Source organism: Micromonospora sp. NPDC049139 (assembly GCF_055586845.1).
In genome coordinates, this window is sequence record NZ_JBVJHK010000018.1 from 34,798 (window position 1) to 51,828 (window position 17,031).

General features: G+C 75.9%; 13 protein-coding genes. 3 read left to right on the forward strand and 10 right to left on the reverse strand.

What is annotated here, in order from left to right:
• Positions 1–85: 85 nt before the first annotated feature.
• From ACZ6Q9_RS25900 to ACZ6Q9_RS25910, 3 genes are all read right to left on the reverse strand, one after another.
• Complete coding sequence (locus ACZ6Q9_RS25900) at positions 86–2,179, reverse strand: amino acid transporter (RefSeq protein ID WP_396829956.1); 2,094 nt, start codon at positions 2,177–2,179, stop codon at positions 86–88.
• Between the two features lie 629 nt (positions 2,180–2,808).
• On the reverse strand, positions 2,809–3,579 hold the full coding sequence (locus tag ACZ6Q9_RS25905; RefSeq protein ID WP_393448673.1) for a DUF5995 family protein: 771 nt from the start codon (positions 3,577–3,579) through the stop codon (positions 2,809–2,811).
• Positions 3,580–3,686: 107 nt separating this feature from the next.
• Positions 3,687–6,581 (reverse strand): helix-turn-helix transcriptional regulator, encoded by a 2,895-nt coding sequence (locus tag ACZ6Q9_RS25910; RefSeq protein WP_396829954.1) that lies wholly within the window; start codon positions 6,579–6,581, stop codon positions 3,687–3,689.
• A gap of 261 nt (positions 6,582–6,842) precedes the next feature.
• Here ACZ6Q9_RS25910 and ACZ6Q9_RS25915 point away from each other — a divergent pair, with 261 nt between their 5' ends.
• Together ACZ6Q9_RS25915 and ACZ6Q9_RS25920 are read left to right on the forward strand one after the other, a co-directional pair.
• Positions 6,843–8,723, forward strand: coding sequence for an AAA family ATPase (locus ACZ6Q9_RS25915; protein WP_396829952.1), 1,881 nt, complete (start codon positions 6,843–6,845; stop codon positions 8,721–8,723).
• Between the two features lie 108 nt (positions 8,724–8,831).
• Positions 8,832–9,725, forward strand: a complete 894-nt coding sequence (locus ACZ6Q9_RS25920; RefSeq protein ID WP_393448664.1) for an aldo/keto reductase — start codon at positions 8,832–8,834, stop codon at positions 9,723–9,725.
• A 66-nt stretch (positions 9,726–9,791) separates the two neighbouring features.
• Here ACZ6Q9_RS25920 and ACZ6Q9_RS25925 read toward each other — a convergent pair whose 3' ends face one another.
• The 7 genes from ACZ6Q9_RS25925 to ACZ6Q9_RS25955 all read right to left on the reverse strand — a co-directional run bounded on the left by ACZ6Q9_RS25925 (position 9,792) and on the right by ACZ6Q9_RS25955 (position 15,541).
• Positions 9,792–10,358: a dienelactone hydrolase family protein gene (locus ACZ6Q9_RS25925; RefSeq protein ID WP_393448661.1), complete on the reverse strand. Its 567-nt coding sequence runs from the start codon at positions 10,356–10,358 to the stop codon at positions 9,792–9,794.
• Between the two features lie 58 nt (positions 10,359–10,416).
• A complete protein-coding gene (locus ACZ6Q9_RS25930; RefSeq protein WP_396829949.1) occupies positions 10,417–11,526 on the reverse strand; it encodes a nucleotide disphospho-sugar-binding domain-containing protein in 1,110 nt (369 codons plus the stop codon).
• Between the two features lie 73 nt (positions 11,527–11,599).
• Positions 11,600–12,007, reverse strand: coding sequence for a hydroxyphenylacetyl-CoA thioesterase PaaI (paaI, locus tag ACZ6Q9_RS25935; RefSeq protein ID WP_396829948.1), 408 nt, complete (start codon positions 12,005–12,007; stop codon positions 11,600–11,602).
• Between the two features lies 1 nt (position 12,008).
• On the reverse strand, positions 12,009–13,316 hold the full coding sequence (paaK, locus tag ACZ6Q9_RS25940; protein WP_396829947.1) for a phenylacetate--CoA ligase PaaK: 1,308 nt from the start codon (positions 13,314–13,316) through the stop codon (positions 12,009–12,011).
• Between the two features lie 160 nt (positions 13,317–13,476).
• On the reverse strand, positions 13,477–14,442 hold the full coding sequence (locus ACZ6Q9_RS25945; RefSeq protein WP_396829945.1) for a zinc-binding dehydrogenase: 966 nt from the start codon (positions 14,440–14,442) through the stop codon (positions 13,477–13,479).
• Positions 14,443–14,534: 92 nt separating this feature from the next.
• Positions 14,535–14,975 carry a DUF6766 family protein gene (locus ACZ6Q9_RS25950; RefSeq protein ID WP_396829944.1) on the reverse strand — a complete coding sequence of 147 codons (441 nt, stop codon included), beginning with the start codon at positions 14,973–14,975 and terminating at the stop codon, positions 14,535–14,537.
• 116 nt (positions 14,976–15,091) lie between these two features.
• Positions 15,092–15,541: a MarR family winged helix-turn-helix transcriptional regulator gene (locus tag ACZ6Q9_RS25955; protein WP_363707415.1), complete on the reverse strand. Its 450-nt coding sequence runs from the start codon at positions 15,539–15,541 to the stop codon at positions 15,092–15,094.
• A gap of 139 nt (positions 15,542–15,680) precedes the next feature.
• On the opposite strand from ACZ6Q9_RS25955, the gene ACZ6Q9_RS25960 reads away from it, so the two are divergent.
• Entirely contained in the window at positions 15,681–16,901 is a 1,221-nt protein-coding gene (locus ACZ6Q9_RS25960) for an MFS transporter (RefSeq protein ID WP_393448652.1), read from the forward strand.
• Positions 16,902–17,031 lie beyond the last annotated feature (130 nt).

The window sequence follows — 17,031 nt, forward strand, 5'->3', positions numbered from 1 at the left end:
TCAGTCGAAGATGAATAAACGTACGATTCATCTTGAGACGGTCGAGAACGGCTGTCCGGCCCGAGGCCGGCGCGGGGTGCCGGGGTCAGCCGCCGACATGGATGCCCGGCCGACGCGCCGGGTCCGGCTCGGACTTGCGGAGGATCTCCCGGACCACCGGCGGGGTGTCGCCCCGACCGAGGATCAGGTAGCGCAGCAGGTGCGCGAGGGGGTTCCCCTCGGACCACTCGAAGTGGGCGTGCGGGCGGACGCCGGTGGCGTCGCGCAGCGCCAGGAGGATCGCCGCGATGGCGTTCGGCACCGCCGGGCTGCTGGCCCGCAGCACCCGGAAGCCCCCGACCTCCACGCCGTGGACCCGCAGCACCTGGCTGAACTCGGACGGGTCGACCACCTCGATCTCCAGGAACAGGATGTCGCCCTCGCCGGGGACCGGGTTCATCCCCCGCTGCGCCCGCTCCTTGATCGTGTACTCCTTCACCGCGCCCCGGGCCCGCTTGTGGGCGATGAGGTGCAGCCGGCCGTCGTGCGCCAGCGAGTCGGCGACGAACCGGCGGGCCGGCTCGTCGAACTCGATCCGCTCCGTGCGCAGCTCGGTGGTCCGGCTCACCCGCGAGGCCAGCGAGACCGCGACGATGCCGAGGATGAACAGGACCGAGATGGTGATGCCGTCCGGTTTGGCGATGGCGTTCTCGGCCAGGGCGTACAACAGGACCAGGGTGAGCACGGCGAAGCCGACGGCGGCGACGCGCTCCCGGCGGCCGGCCGCGGAGATGGTGACCGCCACGGCGGCGGAGACCATCATGGCGAGGATCCCGGTGGCGTACGCCCCGGCCTGTTCGTTGACGTCGGCCCGGAACACCACGGTGATCGCGATGCTGACCAGCGTGTAGACGATCACGACCGGCCGCACCGCGCGGGCCCACTCCGGCGCCATGCCGTAGGTGGGCAGATAGCGGGGCACGATGTTGATCAGGCCGGCCATCGCGGAGGCGCCGGCGAACCAGAGGATGAGCGCGCTGCTGACGTCGTAGACGGTGCCGAAGACCTCGCCGACGTGCTCGTGGGCGAGGTACGCCAGCGCCCGGCCGTTGGCGGCCCCGCCCGGCGCGAACTCACCGGGCGGGATCAGGACCGTGGTCACGAGCGAGGTCGAGACCAGGTAGACCGACATGACGAGGGCGGCGGTGGCGAGCATCCGGCGGGTGTTGCGGATCCGCGCGGCAAACCGGGCCGCGCGGTCCGGCCCCTCCCCGGCCACCAGCGGCATCATGCTGACCCCGGTCTCGAAACCGGAGAGCCCGAGCACCAGCAGCGGGAAGGCCAGCACGGCGGTCACCACCACCTCGCCGGGACCCCGACCCGCGCTCAGCGCCGAAGTCCAGCCCGCCAGCGCCCCCGGGTTCGCCGCGATCTCGGCCACCGAGACCGCGACGACCACCGCGTTCAGCGCCAGGAAGACGGCGACCAGCGGAATGGCCACCGCCACCGCCTCCCGGAAGCCGAGCAGGAAGACGCCGCCGAGGACCAGCAGCAGCACGACGGTGACGCCGACGGCGACCGCCGTTCCGCCGACGCCCTCGGGCAGCAGCGGGTTCTCCAGCAGGTGCACCGTGGCGTCGGCCGAGGAGAGGGTGATCGTGATGATCCAGGAGGTGGCCACGAAGCCGAGCAGGACCAGCACGAAGACCTTGCCCCGCCAGAACGGCAGCAGCCGTTCCAGCATCGCCACCGAGCCCTGCCCGTGCGGGCTCTCCCGGGCCACCCGCCGGTACATCGGCAGCATGCCCAGCAGCGTCAGCGCGACGATCAGCAGGGTGGCCAGCGGGGAGAGCGCCCCGGCCGCGACCGCCGCGATCCCCGGCAGGTACGACAGGGTGGAGAAGTAGTCCACCCCGGTCAGGCACATGACCTGCCACCAGGCGTGCGAGCGGGCCTGGCCCTCCGCCGACTCGGGGCCCACCGGCTGCACCCGGTGCGTCAACAGCCACCGTCGCAGCGGGCTGGGCGGCGCCACCGGCCGGCTGGGACTGGCCACGACCTCCGGAACGGCGACCGGGCGACCCGCGCGGCGGCCGGGGTGGGTGGGATCGCGCGCGGCGCGCAGCTCCCGGTCCATTCCGCCGCGCGGCGGGCGGCGGCCGCGCGTGCGCCGCGGCCCCGCCCCGTGCTCGTCAGCCATCCCCCGTCCCCGCCCCTCGGCCGTCCTGACCCGACCGTAGGCGGTCTCCCGCCGGCCGCCCGCCGGAACGGCGAACCCGGAGCGCCCTTCCACGAGGCGGGAGGCCTCCCGGACGGACGGGCCGGCCGGGGACGCCGGCCGGACCGGCCGACACCGGCCGGCGCGGGCGTACCCCGCGCGGACCGGCCGACACCCCCCGAGCCGGCCGGCCCTCCCCCCAACCCCCGACCACGGCCCGCCCGCCGGGCGGCCACGGCGGCCGGGCACCCCCCGGACCCGCCCGCCGCGCGCCGACTTCGGCCGGGCACCCCCCGGGCCCGGCCGCCGTCGGCGCCGCCCTCAGCCGGCCGGTGCCAGCCGCCCGGCCAGCCAGGCCGCCCGGTCGTCCCGGGTGTCGGCCCGGCAGCGCGTCTGCTGCGAGCTGTAACCAACCGGGCAGCCGCCGCGGCGTACCGCAGCAGGTCGAAACGCCCCTGAGCGCGCCACCCGGCGCGGCCGGCGGCGCGCCCGACCGGCCTCGGCGGATGGCGGGCGGGGCGGCGACGGGCGGCCGTGCGCGCGGCGCGGCGCGGACGCGTCCCCGCGCTCCGCCGTGTGCCGGTGCGGAGCGCGGGGACCCCCCGTCCCGGCTACTGCAGGAACGCCCCGAGGGGCGAGAGCAGCAGCCGGCCGAGCGCCGCGGCGGTGTCGTCCAACCGCGCGCGCTCACACTCGTGGGCGGCCGGGTCGTGCCGGCACCGCCAGATCTTCTGCGCGTTGCGCCAGGCGACGTCGCGGGTGTACTCGACCAGTTCCCCCTGGTACCAGTCGTCGATGTCGCCGTTGAGCATGTCGATGAGCAGCTGCCACCGCTCCAGGTAGCCGCGCCGCAGGCCGGGGATCTTGTCCGCGAAGATGTTGTTGATCTCGAGGTAGTCGCGATGCTGCTCGGTGCCGTCGACCGGCTCCGACTCCAGGCTGTCGAACGTGGTCACCAGCGCGAACGGCAGGTCGAAGTTGATGTGCGCGTTCACCCCGGCCGCCGCCGACGGCAGCGGGCGGGCGTCCGGCCCGCGCATCCGCTCGAACAGGCACGTCCAGGCCTTCGGCGTGCCCGGGCTGGAGTCGGTCCACAGCCGCATCGCGTCGAAGTAGCGCGCGGCGAACTCCACGTCGAGGCGCGACAGGAACACGGGGTCGGAGAACCGGTCGTCGTAGAGCCCGTTCAGCACGTTCTCGGTGATCGTCAGATAGAGCTTGTTGAAGTCGGCCAGCGGGCAGCTCGCCTCCAGCGGAGGCAGCCGGACCAGCAGGTCCTGGAGCTTGGTGAGGTGGTCGACCACCGCCGGCACGTCGGCGGGGTGGTCGGCGAGCAGGTCGACGACGTCCCGATGCACGGGCCCCCACACCGGTTCCGTCATCTCTCCTCCACAGTGGTTCCCGGCACCCCGTGCCGTCGGCGACGCTGCACAGCCTGCCAGCCGACGACCGTCGGCCGGATCAGTAGAACGACGTATCCGTACGCGCGTCAGGTGGGCCGGTTGCGCAGGAAGATGGCGCTGGCCTGCACCCGGGTGCGGACCTGGAGCTTGTCGAAGATGTGCGAGACGTGCACGCCGATGGTCCGCTCGCTGATGAACAGCCGCTGGCCGATCTCCCGGTTCGTCAGCCCCTCGGCGACGGCGGCGAGCACCTCCCGCTCCCGCGCGGTCAGCACCGCCAACTCGTCGCCGTCCGGGCCGGCGGTCGGCTCACCCGCGACCGGCCGGTCCTCCAGCGCCACCCGGGCCCGGCCCGCGAGGGTCCGGATCTCCGAGGTCAACGGCACCGCGCCGAGCCCCTGCGCCACCTGGTACGCCTGCCGCAGCAGCTTGCCCGCCGTGGCGCTGCGGCTGCGCCGGGCCAGCAGCGCCTCGGCCTGACGCAGCCGCGAGTAGGCCGCCGGGTAGGGGTGGTGGCGCCGGTCCCACTGCGCCACGGACCGGGCCCACAGCTCCGGGTCGCTGCCGTCGAGGCGGCTCACCTCGGCGGCGCACAGCGCCAGGAACCCGTCGACCACATCGCGCACCGGGCGGGCCGCGTGCTCGCTCTTGCGGGCCACCCGGTCGGCCACCTCCCGCAGCCGCCGCACCGCGGTCTCGTCCACCGCGATCGTCCGGCTGGCGTGCGCCTCCGCCTCGGCCCGCAGGCCGTGCCACACCAGCGCGGCGAGGATGCCCACGTCGTCGGAACGGCTCTCGGTCAGGCCGCGCTGCACCGCCTGCCGGGCGAGGTCGTGCCGGCCCTGCCACATGGCCAGCCCCGCCCGCAGTGTGAGCAACGGAATCACGTGCCGCGCCCCGCCGCCGGCGAGCACCGTGGCCACGGCATCCAGGTCGCGGTCGGCGGCCGCGATGTCGCCGTAGCCCACCGACAGCCGGCAGCGGGCCAGCAGCAGCTCGACCGCGTCCGCGCCGGAGGGGCGGTGCCGCAGCGCCGCCGCGACGACCTTCTCCGCCTCCGCCCACTGGCCCACGCGGAACAGCCCGTTGGTGGCGATGGCCAGCAGCCGGGTCTCCCAGGTGCGACCGAGGCCCAGCTCGGCCACCCGCTCGGCACCCCGGCGGGCGACGACGACGCCCTCCTCCAGCACGTTCAGCGGCCCGGTCAACAGCTCGGCCAGGTGTAGGTACGCGCAGGCCACGTCCTCGGGGCGGCCGGAGCGCTCGGCGGTCTCCAGCGCCCGGCGCATCACCGCCAGCCCGGCGTCCGGGTCCTCCAGGTACGCCTCGGAGAACCCGAGGGCCGCGCTGGCCAGCACGACCTCCGACGTGGAGCCCTCGACCGCGGCGGACAGCTTCAGCGCCTCCCGGGCCCGCCGGCCGGCGTCGGCGTACCGGCCGAGGTGCAGCAGCAGCTCGGCCAGGTGGGCGGCGGCGGTGGCGCGTTCCCGGGGCGTGCAGTCGGCGGCCTCCAGGGCCCGCCGGTATTCCGCCTCGGCGAGCGCCGACCGGCCGGCGGCGGCCAGGTAGCGGGCCCGCCGGATGTGCAGCGCACAGGTCGACCGGTCGGCGCCGGAGCCGGCCAACTCCTCGAGCAGGGTCAGCGCGCGGGCGTGCTCGCCACAGTGGTGGGCGGCCTCGGCGGCGCGCTCCAGCAGGGTCACCCGGTCCACGTCCAGCGGACCCACGCCGGGCGAGCCGGCCAGCTGCAACGCGACCGACCAGTGCCGGTGCGCCTCGGCCCAGCCGTGCAGCCGCTCGGCCTCCCGGGCCGCCGCCGTCGCCGCCGGCAGCGCCCGCGCCGGCTCACCGGCCAGCCGCCAGTGGTGCGCCAGGCGGGCCTGGTGCAGCTCCGCCGGGGCCGAGGTGAGCGCCTCGGCGTAGCGGCGGTGCAGGGCGGCCCGCTCGGCGGGCAGCAGCTCGTGCTCCAGCACCTCGGCGACCAGCCGGTGCCGCAGCCGGTAGCCGTCGTCCGCGCCCACCAGCAGCCGGTGCGCGACGGCCGCGCGGACCGCCTCGATCAGCTCGTCCTCGGGCAGCCGCGTCACCCGCGCCAGCAGCCAGTGCTCCACCGGCTCGACGCCGGCCGCGACCGCGTGCACCACGGCGTGCGCGTGCTGGGGCAACGCGTCGACCCGGGCCAGGAAGATCTCGCGCAGCGTGTCGGAGAGGCCGTCCCGGCCGTCGCGCAGGTCGCGGGCCAACTCCTCCACCACGAACGGGTTGCCGCCGCTGCGCCGCCACACCAGCTCCGCCGCCTCAGGCGCGAGCGGTCGGCCGACCACGGCGGCGGCGAGCTGGTCGGTGCCGGCCCGGTCCAACGGAACCAGGTCGAGCACCCGCACCGAGCGCAGCCGACGCAGCTCGGTGAGCACCCGGCGCAGCGGGTGCGCGCCCTGCAACGACTCGGCCCGCACCGCGGCGAGCACGGACAACTGGAGGTCGCCGAGGCCGGCGAGCAGATAGAGCAGCAACTGTCGGGTGCTGCGGTCGACCCACTGGAGGTCGTCCAGCACGAGCACCAGCGGGCGCCCTTCGGCGATCAGGTGCAGCCCCCGGGAGACCCGCTCCAGCAGCGCCCCGGCGCCGTCCGGGCCGGCGGTCTCGTCGGCGAACATCTGCAGGAGGCCGCGGACGGCCGAGGACGTCCGGGCGTGGGAGCCGGTCAGCTCGGCGTCGAAGCGGCGCAACGCCTGCAGCAGCGGGTGCAGCGGGGACGCGTCGCCGATGTCCAGACAGGAGCCGGTGAGCACCAGGGCGCCCGCGTCGCGCAGCCGGGCGCCCACCTCGCGCAGCAGCCGGGTCTTGCCCACGCCGCTCTCGCCGGTGAGGAAGACGGCGGCGGTGTGCCCCTGCGCGACCTCGTCGAGCAGCGCGGACCGTACCGTCGTCACCAGGTCGGCCCGGCCGACGAGCGGTGCGGCGTCCACATCGCTGGCCATGGCACGCAGCCTAGTCACACGTCCGCGCACCGTTCTACGGGTCTTCTGCCCCTGTGGTACCCGTCGCGTCGACATTGCGACCGGAGGTTGCGGCTGGCCGACATACGTCGTTCTGCAGATCCCCCGTCGACCCACAGGTGACAGTCTCCGAGGCGTCGGCAGGCAACGGGGGGAAAGGCGGGTGCGATGCCCATGCTCACCATCGTCGCCGGTCCGCAACGTGTCGCGTCGGCAGGCTGGCCGGCACCGGAGGAGAGACGCATGGTCACCGTGCTGTTCGCCGACATCGTCGGGTCGACCGCGCTCGTCGACCGGCTCGACCCCGAGGACGTACGGGCCCTGCAGCGCGCCTACTTCGCCACCGTCGCCGGGGTGCTGCGCCGGTGGCACGGGGTGGTCGAGAAGTACGTCGGCGACGCGGTCATGGCGCTGTTCGGCGCGCGCGAGTCCGACGGGTTCGACGCGTACCGGGCGGTGCGGGCGGCGCTGGACATCCAGCGGGCCCTCGACCGGCGTCCCGTGCCCGGCGCGCCGCGGCTGCGGGTCCGGGTCGGGGTGGCCACCGGTGAGGCGCTGGTGGACCTCGCCGCGACGCACGACGGCGGGCACGGCGCGGCCAGCGGCGCGGTGACCAGCACCGCCGCCCGGTTGCAGGAGTACGCCCCGCCGGGCGGGGTGGCGCTCTGCGCGGCCACCCACCGGGCCACCGTGGGGCTGATCGACCAGCGCCGCGTGCCGCCGGTGGCCCTCGCGGGCAAGGCGCTGCCGGTGGACGTGTGGCACGCCACCGGCGCCACCCGGCCGGCCCCGGCCCCGCACGAGGGCCCGCTGGTCGGGCGACGGCGGGAACTCGCCACCGCCCGGGACCTGATCGTCCGCGCCGTGCGGGACCGCAGCCCGCGCTGGCTGTCGCTGGTCGGTCCCGCCGGCAGCGGGCGCAGCCGGCTGCTGCAAGAGCTGCGGCACGCCGTCCCGACCGTGGACGACGTGCCGGTGCGCTGGTGCGTCGCGCACTGCCCGCCGTGCCCGGAGGCCCTGGCGCCCGTCGCCGACCTGGTACGCGGAGCCGCCGGCCTCCGCGCGAACGACCCACCTCCGGTCGTACGCCGTCGGCTCGCCGCCGCCCTCGCGGGCCTGGTGCCGCCCGCCGGCCTGACCGAGGCGGTGTCCGCGCTGGAAGGACTCCTGGCGGGCCCGGACGCCGCCGGTGAGGCCGCGCGGGGCGCCGAGGTGGCGCGGGAGGTGCTGCTGTCGCTCGCCGCCCGGGAGCCGCTGGTGGTGGCGGTGGACGACCTCGACCGGGCCACCGGGGAGCTGAACCGCTTCCTGCACCGGCTCTTCGCGGCGGCCACCGCCCGGTCCCTGCCGCTGGCGGTCGTGGTGCTGCACCGTCCCGAGTGGGCGGACGTGCTGCCCGGGGCCCGGGACCGCCGGCACCGGCTGGACGTGCCGCCGCTGCGCCCGGTGGAGACCGGCCGGCTGCTGCGTCACCTGCTGCGCCGGGCCGACCGGCCGGCGGCGGAGGCCGCGCGCCTGCTGCCGCTGGTCGGGGGCAACCCCGGCCGAGCCGCCGCGTACGTGGCGTCGCTCGACGTGGCGCCGACCGACGTGGCGCCGACCGCGGTGCCGCCCGTGCCCGAGCCGGTGCGCCGGGAGGTGGACGCCCGGCTGGACCGCCTCGACGGCGTCCGGCGGGCGGCGCTGACGGCGGTGGCGGCCCTCGGCGTCGCTGCCCTCGGCGCGGGGGTCACCGCGTCGGCGGTGGGGCACCTGCTCGGCTGGTCGCCCGCCCGCGCGGTGCCGGAGCTACGCGCCCTCGCCGCCTCGGGCCTGCTGGTCGGCCGCGCCGGCGGCGGGTACGCGGTCGCCGACCCGGTGCTGCGCGAGGTCGCATGCGCCCGGCTGCCGAGGGCGGTGCGGGCCGCGATCGCCGGGTGGGCCGGGCAGCCCTCGGATCCGGTGGCGCCGGCCCGCCGGCTCGCCGCGGCGGCCGTAACCGCGTCGGGGGCCGCCCCGTCCTCCGCCGTGCCCGTCGAACGCGACCGCGCCCCGTCGGCCCGGCCGGCACGGTCGGACTGGCGGAGGCGCCGCGAATGGCGGTCGGCGTGGGGGCTGCCGCGCGGGGCGTCGGCGGCGGCGTGACGGAGGGCCTTCTTCCCCCACGATCCATGTTAAGCCGGTGCCGGCCCCGGGCGGTATCGGGCGGCTGACCGAGTGCGCGGGCCGGATCCCCTTGGCTAGCTTCGCCTGATGCCTGTCGAAGAGATCACCGCCTCCGCCGCCGGCACCTGGACCCTCGGCGACCGCACCGTGCACCGGATGGGCTTCGGGTCGATGCGGCTGACCGCCGACCCGGACCGGGCGCGCGCCCTCCGCGTCCTGCGCCGGGCGGTCGAGCTCGGCGTCAACCACATCGACACCGCCGCCTTCTACGTCTCGCCGGGCGGGCCCCTCGGCGTCGGCACCGGACCGCGCCGGTACGCCACCGAACTCATCCGGGAGGCGCTCGCGCCGTACCCGAACGACCTGGTCATCACCACGAAGGTCGGGCCGTCGTTCGACGCGGCGAACCGGCACCGGGAGCTGACCCCGGCCGAGCTGCGCCGGGAGGTGGAGGAGAACCTGCGCCGCCTCGGCCGGGACCACCTGGACGTGGTCAACCTGCGGATCGTCCGGCGCGAGGGGCGGGACTCGGTGGCGGAGCGCTTCGCCGCCCTCGCCGAGCTGCGCGACGCCGGGCTGATCCGGCACCTCGGCCTGTCCAACGTGCGGGTGGACCACCTGGACGAGGCGCAGGCCGTCGCACCGGTGGTCTGCGTGCAGAACGCGTACGCCCTCGACACGAACCGGTGGGCCGACGACCTGCTGCGGGTCTGCGGCGAGCGCGGAGTGGCCTTCGTGCCGTTCTTCGCGATCGCCGGCGCCGGGCGGGAGGCGGGCGCGACCGGCGAGCACGACGACGCGGTGCGCGCGGTGGCCCGCGCCCACGGGGTGACCCCGCACCAGGTCCGCCTGGCCTGGACGCTGCACCGGGGGCGGCACGTGCTGGCCATCCCCGGCACCGGCGACCCGGAGCACCTGGCGCAGAACGTGGCGGCCGGCGCGATCCGGCTCTCCGCCGACGACCTGGCCCGCCTCAGCTGAGCGGCCCGGTCTGGCCCAAGCCCGGGGCGGCTCAGCGGGCCGACGGCCCGCCCCGCCGGGGTCCGGTCAGCGGTCGGCGAGGAAGGCGATGGCCCGCTCCCAGGTCTGCGCGGCGGCCGTCGCGTCGTGGTCGGGCAGGTGCGGGTCGGTGTAGAGGTGCCCGACGCCGGGATAACGGTGGACGGACAGCTCCGCGCCGGCGTCGGTCATCGCCCGCCGCCACTGCGCGACCTCCGGTTCCGCGTCGTAGTCGTCCGGGTCGCCCAGGTGCAGCTGCACCGGCAGGCCCGGCCGGACCGACTCCGGCTCGCCGCCGACGCCGGAGAGCAGCAGCAGCGCCGCCGCGTCGGGGCGCTCGGCGAGCATCGCGCCGGCCACCCCCGCGCCCATCGAGAAGCCGGCCAGCACCGCGTCGGCCGGCGCCTCGCGCAGGGCCTCCCGGGCCCGGTCCAGCACGGCCTCCTGGCCGATCTTGCCGAGCAGGGCGAAGCCGTCCTCCACCGTCGCCGCGGCCGGCGCGCCGTAGAGGTCGGGGGTGACGACCGTGTGCCCGGCGGCGCGCAGCCGGTCGGCGGCGGTCAGCACGGCCGGCCGCAGCCCGTAGACGGAGTGAAACAGCACGACATGTCCCATGGAGGCATCCTGCCTCACACCCCCGACCGGAACGGGCCGCCGCGCGGGCGGGACGGCGTCAGCCCAGCGACTCCAGCCGGCGCACCAGCTCCGCCGGCCCCGGCATCGCGGCGATCTCGGCGCTGACCTGCCTCGCCGCGTCGCGCAGCGCCGGATCGCCGACCAGCCGGGTCAGGGTGTCGGCGGTGATGTCGCGGGCCCGGACCGCGATTCCCGCGCCGCGCGCCGCCACCAGCTCGGCGTTGTGCCGCCGGTCGCCGGGCCCGACGGTGGCCAGCTGCGGCACCCCCGCGGTCAGCGCGGTGAAGACGCTGCCCGCGCCGCCGTGGTGGACCAGCGCCGCGCTCGCCGGCAGGGCCTCGGCGAGCGGAATCCAGTCGACGGTGCGCACGTTGCCGGGCAGCGCCCGGCGGGCCAGCCGTGCGTCCGGGCGGACCAGGACGAACTCGGCGTCGACCCGGTCGGCGGCGGCGACGACCGCCGGCATCGGCCCGGCGCTGCCGGGGCCGGCGACGGTGCTGCGGCTGACCAGCACCCGCGGGCGTTCCCCCGGCTCGCGCAGCCAGCCCGGCAGCTCGCCGCCGCCGGTGTGGGCGGCGTAGCGCATGGGCCAGCCGTCCTGGTGCCGCACGCTGGGCGGGGCGACGGCGATCGCGGCGGCCGGGGGCGGCAGCTCCGTCAGGCCGTGCCGGCGCAGGGCCCCGCCCAGGCGCGCGAGGGTGACCCGGACCAGCTCCCGGCCGTCGAAGAGGGCGTTCTCCTGGCGTACGGCGGGCACGCCGCGCGTCGCGGCGGCGAGCGCGCCGGCCACCGCGAACGGCTCGTGGACCACCAGGTCGGGCTTCCACCGCGCGGCGACGGCGACCACCCCGTCGGCGATCTGGTCGTTGACCGCGCCGAAGAGCAGCGCCGCGCCCCGGGTGCCGGCCGTGCCGGCCAGCTCGGCCCGGGCGATCAGCGGGTGGCGCAGCATGACGCCCCGGGCGATCCGGCCGAAGTCGAACGCCGGCGCGACATCGCGCACCGGCAGCCCGGACTGCTCCGCCCGCAGGCCGTCGGCGGCGGTGGCGACGAGCACCTCGTGCCCGGCGTCGCGCAGCGCGGCGGCCAGCGGCAGCAGGGGGAAGACGTGCCCGATCAACGGCGCGGAGACCACCAGAACTCGCACCGCCCCGATGCTAGCCGCGCCGGTAAGGCTCGTGGGGGCGGCGAGGTGGGGCGCATCGGCGGCGGCGCGAGGCTCAGCCGGCGGGCGGCGGCAGGGTGCGGCTGCGGCCCCGGAACTCGGCGACCACCTCGCCGCCGTCTCGGGTGACGGTGACGTCGTAGATGCCGCTGCGGCCGTACCGGGTGCGTTCGGTGGCGCGGGCGGTCAGCAGGTCGCCCTCGCGGGCGGGACGGACGAAGGTGATCTCGCCGCCGGCGGCGACGGTGACCGGACCGTGGCTGTTGCAGGCCAGCGCGAAGGCGGTGTCGGCGAGCAGGAAGACGAAGCCCCCGTGGGCGATCGCGTGGCCGTTGACCATCGCACCGGTCACCCGCATCCGGGCCACCGCCGCGCCGCCGGCGGCGTCCACCAGCTCGATGCCGAGCCCCTTCGACGCCGCGTCGGCGTCGAACATCTCGTACGCGGCGTTGCGCCCCGCCATGTCAGCCGCCCCGCCGCTGGTCGACGATCCGCCGCATCTTGCCCATCGACCGCTCCACCCCGTCCGGGGCGACCACCTCGACCGCCACGCTCACTCCGATCGTGTTCTTGACCAGCCCGACCAGCGCGCCGCCGGCCCGCTCGGCGGCCTCGGCGGCCACCCCCGCCCGCCGCTCCACCCGGACGGTCAGCGTGTCCATCCGCCCCTCCCGCCCGAGGACGCACTGGAAGTGCGGCGAGAGCTGCGGCGTACGCAGGATCAGCTCCTCGATCTGGGTGGGGAAGACGTTCACCCCGCGCACGATCATCATGTCGTCGCTGCGCCCGGTGATCTTCTCCATCCGGCGCATCGGGCGGGCGGTGCCGGGCAGCAGCCGGGTCAGGTCGCGGGTGCGGTAGCGGACGACCGGCATGGCCTCCCTCGTGAGCGAGGTGAGCACCAACTCGCCGCGCTCGCCGTCGGGGAGCACCTCCCCGGTGACCGGGTCGACGATCTCCGGATAGAAGTGGTCCTCCCACAGGTGCGGCCCGTCCTTGGTCTCCACGCACTCGTTGGCCACGCCCGGGCCCATCATCTCGGAGAGGCCGTAGACGTCCACGGCGTGCATGTCGAGGCGCTGTTCCATCTCCCGGCGCATGTCCTCCGTCCACGGCTCCGCGCCGAGGACACCGACCTGGAGCGAGGTGGCGCGCGGGTCGATCCCCTGCCGCTCCATCTCGTCCACGATCGCGAGCAGGTAGCTGGGGGTCGCCATGATGACCTCCGGCTCGAAGTCCCGGATCAGCATCACCTGGCGTTCGGTCATCCCGCCGGAGACGGGGATGACGGTGCAGCCCAGTTCCTCCGCGCCGTAGTGCGCACCGAGCCCGCCGGTGAACAGCCCGTAGCCGTACGCGACGTGCACGCGGTCGCCGGGGCGGCCGCCGGCGGCCCGGATCGACCTGGCCATCAGCCGGGCCCAGGTCCGCAGGTCGTCGGCGGTGTAGCCGACCACCGTCGGCCGGCCGGTGGTGCCGGAGGAGGCGTGCAGCCGGGCGATGCGTTCGCGCGGCACGGCGAACATGCCGAACGGGTAGTTCTCCCGCAGCTCCGCCTTGCCGGTGAACGGGAAGCGGGCCAGGTCGGCCAGGTCCCGGCAGTCGTCGGGGTGCACCCCGGCGGCGTCGAAGGCGCGGCGGTAGTGCGGCACGTTGTCGTACGCGTGCCGCAGCGACCAGCGCAGCCGCTCCCGCTGCACCGCCCGCAGCTCGTCGACGCTCGCCCGCTCGATCGGCTCCAGGTCCTCGGGGCGCGGGGTGCGGTCCTGCATCGGTGCCTCCTGCACGTCACGCTGGCGCGGCGGCGGCGGTCGCGTGCCGACACCTCCGGATCGCCCCGGAACCGGGCCGCCCCGCCTGCCGATCTTGGTACCGTACGCCGGCCGGCGGCGCGGCACCACCGGTGGCCGGGACGGCCGGCGGGCCCGGCGGTCAGACGGTGAGCAGCGTCTTGCCGATCGCGGCACGCTCCTCGATCGCCCGATGGGCGTCGGCGGCCCGGTGCAACGGGAAGGTCTGGCCGACCAGGGGCGCGATCCGCCCCGCCGCCGTGGCGTCGAGCGCGGCCCGCAGGTGCCGGCGCGCCTGCTCGGGGGTGAACTGGACGTCGCCGATGCCGGTGACGGTGATGCCCCGGGCGCGCGCGGCCTCGGCGGCGGGCACCGCGAACTCCCCGGCCGGGGTGCCGTGCGCGGAGAACCGCCCGCCGTCGCGCACCAGGTCGAACGCCGCCCGGCCGTAGTCGCCGCCGGCACCGTCGAAGACGACGTGCGGGCCGTCCGTCGCGGCCCGGACCCGCAGCGTCCAGTCCGGCTCGGCGTAGTCCACCACGACGTCGGCGCCCAGCCGGCGCAGCGCGTCGAGCTTGGCCGCGCCCCGGGCCGCCGCGACGACGAACCCGCCTCGGGCGCGGACCTCCTGCACGAGCACCACGCCGAGGCCGCCGGCGGCGGCCGTGACCAGCACGTGGTCCCCGGGGCGGACCGGCACCAGGTCGAGCAGGCCGAACGCGGTCGTCCCGTCGTGCAGCAGCGCCGCCGCGGCCGGCAGGGAGACCCCGTCGGGCACCGGCACCAGCCCCTCGGCGGGCACCACGGCGCGCTCCAGGTAGCCACCCCGCTCGTCGGTCCTGGTGACCACCCGCCGGCCGATCCAGCCCGGGTCGACCCCCGCGCCGACCGCGCCGACGGTGCCGGCGACCCCGACCCCCGGCCGGTACGGCGGCCGGACGGGAAAGTATTCGCCGCCCTGCCCGCGTCGGATCATCGTCTCCACCCAGAGCACGTCCGCGACGGACACCTCGACCACGACCTCGTCCGGACCGGGTACCGGCTCGGGGGCCTCGGTCAGGGCCAGCACCTCCGGCCCGCCGAACGTCGCCACCTCGATCACCCGCATGTCAACCCTCCACATCGCTCGCCGACGCGGTCAAGCCTCGGAGGTGAAGCGAGGTTGAGGTCAACGGGCGGCGCCGTGGCGCCGCCCACACGTCACGGGTTCTCCGGGTCCAGGTCGCGCTCGCGCAGCAGCGCGTCCAGCTTGGCTTCGATCCGCTCGTCGGACTCGCGGGACTGGGAGGAGCCCCAGTAGTAGAACAGGGCCAGGCCGGCCGCCTGCCAGATCAGCTGGAGGAACTCGGACTGCCAGTTCTCGAAGGTGGAGGCGAGGAACTGCGGCAGGAAGTCCGCCCAGGCGAAGGACTGACCGTGCTGGCTCGCCTCGTTGCTCTCCGCCACCGCCTGGAAGACGAACTGGCCGATCCAGGAGAACAGGAACAGCGCCCCGGTCACCAGCGCGAACGCGTACGCCCGGGGCCAGCGCGGCTTCCGGAACGGCGGCCCCCCGGCCTGCCTGGCGTTGCGGCGCGAACCTCCCCCGTCGGACGCTGGACCGGACGGACGCACCTGTGCCGGCGTCGTCGTATCCGCCATCACGACCCCCTCTCGACGATCCCCTGTCGGGCATGTGCCCCGGCTCGGCGCTGCCGAAACGGCGGGTCGGCGCGGCGGAACGGCGCGGCGAAACGGCGGATCGGCGGATCGGCGGGTCAGCGGGACGCCGGGAGCCGGTGCAGCGCGTCGACCAGCGGGGCGAGTTCCGGTGCGGCCTCGGCCTCGGCCAGCGCCTCGGCCAGCACCCGGTCGTGGGTGGGCCGGGCCTGGGCGAGCAGCTCGCACCCGGCGGGGGTGAGCTCGGTGTAGATGCCGCGTCGGTCGTCGGCGCAGAGGACCCGGGTGAGCAGGCCGCGGTCCTCCAGGCGGGTGACCAGCCGGGTGGTGGCGCTGTCGGAGAGCGCGGCGGCCCGGGCCAGCTGCCGCATCCGCATGTGCCAGCCGTCCTGGCGGGAGAGCGCGTCGAGCACCGTGTACTCGACCACGGAGAGCTGGTGCCCGGCCTGGAGCGCGCGTTCCAGGGACGCCTCGATGAGGCCGTGCAGCGCGGCGAGGGTGCGCCAGCCCTGTGCGCGGACCTCCACGGCGTCGTCGCCGATGCCCATCCGACCTCCTCGCGGTGTGACCTGGTCGACCCCCAGCCTAGCAGGCTTGCGCCGTTATCCCGCGCGTGCAACTATTTCGTTGCTTCCGCGTGTAGTTGCATGCGCCAGCTATTCTGCCTCTCTCCTGGAACGGAAGACCATGTCTGGACGGAACCGGTCCCTGCCCGGTGGACTGCTCGCGCTGGCCGTCGGCGCCTTCGGCATCGGCCTCACCGAGTTCGTGATCATGGGGCTGCTGCCCCAGGTGGCCGCCGACTTCGCGGTGACCGAGTCGGTCGCCGGGTGGCTGATCTCCGGCTATGCGCTCAGCGTCGCGATCGGCGGCGTGGCGCTGACCGCGGCGGTCACCCGGCTGCCGCGCAAGCCGGTGCTGCTCGGCCTGATGGTGCTCTTCATCATCGGCAACCTGCTCTCCGCCCTGGCCGACGGCTACGGCGTGATGATGGCCGGCCGGATCGTGGCCGCGCTCTGCCACGGGGCGTTCTTCGGCATCGGCGCCGTGGTCGCCGCCGGACTGGTCGCGCCGGCCCGGCGCGCGGGCGCCATCGCGCTGATGTTCGCCGGGCTGACCACGGCCAACGTGCTCGGCGTACCGTTCGGCACCTTCCTCGGCCAGCATCTCGGCTGGCGGTCGACGTTCTGGGCGATCACCGGCATCGGCGTGGTCGCGCTCGCCGGCCTGGCCCTGCTCGTCCCGGCCCGCCCGACCGGCGACGCCGACCGCCCCGCCGACGGGCTCCGCGGCGAGCTGCGCGCCTTCACCCATCCGCAGGTGTGGCTGTCGCTCGCGGTGACCGTCCTCGGCTTCGGCGGCATGTTCGGCGCGTTCACCTACATCGCGTACACCCTGACCGAGGTCAGCGGCTTCGCCACCGGGACGGTGCCGTGGCTGCTGGTGCTCTTCGGGGTGGGCCTGTTCGTGGGGAACCTGCTCGGCGGTCGCGCCGCCGACGTGTCGCTGTCGCGCACCCTGGTCGTCGTGCTCGCGGCGCTGACCGTGGTGCTCGCGTTCTTCGCCCTGACCGCCGGCAGCCGGCCGCTCACCGTGGCCTCGCTGCTGCTGATGGGCGGGTTCGGCTTCGCCACCGTTCCCCCGTTGCAGATGCGGATCATGAGGTACGCCCACCAGGCGCCGACGCTGGCCTCCGGGGCGAACATCGCGGCCTTCAACGTCGGCAACGCCCTCGGCGCGTGGGTGGGCGGGACGACGATCGCGGCCGGGCTCGGCTACACCGCCCCGATCTGGGCGGGCGCGGCGGTCACCCTGGCCGGCCTGGGCGTGCTGCTGGCCGCCCTGCGACTGGCCCGCCGGCAGGCCGCGGCGCGGCCGGCGGAGCGGGAACTGGTCGCCTCGACCTGACCGACCGGCGGCAGCGGGGCCGGTCGGGCCGGGCCCCGCCGCCCCGACCCGGACCATCCCGCTGCAATCTTCTCGCTGTTGCAAATTATTGGCAACAAGGTCTGGACAGCGCTCCGGAACGGTAACTAGC

Coding starts and splice junctions, on each gene's coding strand:
- ACZ6Q9_RS25920 (WP_393448664.1), top strand. CDS start 8,832: ATGCCTGTCGAAGAGATCACCGCCTCCGCCGCCGGCACCTGGACCCTC.
- paaI (WP_396829948.1), bottom strand. CDS start 12,007: ATGGCGGGGCGCAACGCCGCGTACGAGATGTTCGACGCCGACGCGGCG.
- ACZ6Q9_RS25905 (WP_393448673.1), bottom strand. CDS start 3,579: ATGACGGAACCGGTGTGGGGGCCCGTGCATCGGGACGTCGTCGACCTG.
- ACZ6Q9_RS25900 (WP_396829956.1), bottom strand. CDS start 2,179: ATGGCTGACGAGCACGGGGCGGGGCCGCGGCGCACGCGCGGCCGCCGC.
- ACZ6Q9_RS25950 (WP_396829944.1), bottom strand. CDS start 14,975: ATGGCGGATACGACGACGCCGGCACAGGTGCGTCCGTCCGGTCCAGCG.
- ACZ6Q9_RS25910 (WP_396829954.1), bottom strand. CDS start 6,581: ATGGCCAGCGATGTGGACGCCGCACCGCTCGTCGGCCGGGCCGACCTG.
- ACZ6Q9_RS25955 (WP_363707415.1), bottom strand. CDS start 15,541: ATGGGCATCGGCGACGACGCCGTGGAGGTCCGCGCACAGGGCTGGCGC.
- ACZ6Q9_RS25925 (WP_393448661.1), bottom strand. CDS start 10,358: ATGGGACATGTCGTGCTGTTTCACTCCGTCTACGGGCTGCGGCCGGCC.
- ACZ6Q9_RS25915 (WP_396829952.1), top strand. CDS start 6,843: ATGGTCACCGTGCTGTTCGCCGACATCGTCGGGTCGACCGCGCTCGTC.
- ACZ6Q9_RS25945 (WP_396829945.1), bottom strand. CDS start 14,442: ATGCGGGTGATCGAGGTGGCGACGTTCGGCGGGCCGGAGGTGCTGGCC.
- paaK (WP_396829947.1), bottom strand. CDS start 13,316: ATGCAGGACCGCACCCCGCGCCCCGAGGACCTGGAGCCGATCGAGCGG.
- ACZ6Q9_RS25960 (WP_393448652.1), top strand. CDS start 15,681: ATGTCTGGACGGAACCGGTCCCTGCCCGGTGGACTGCTCGCGCTGGCC.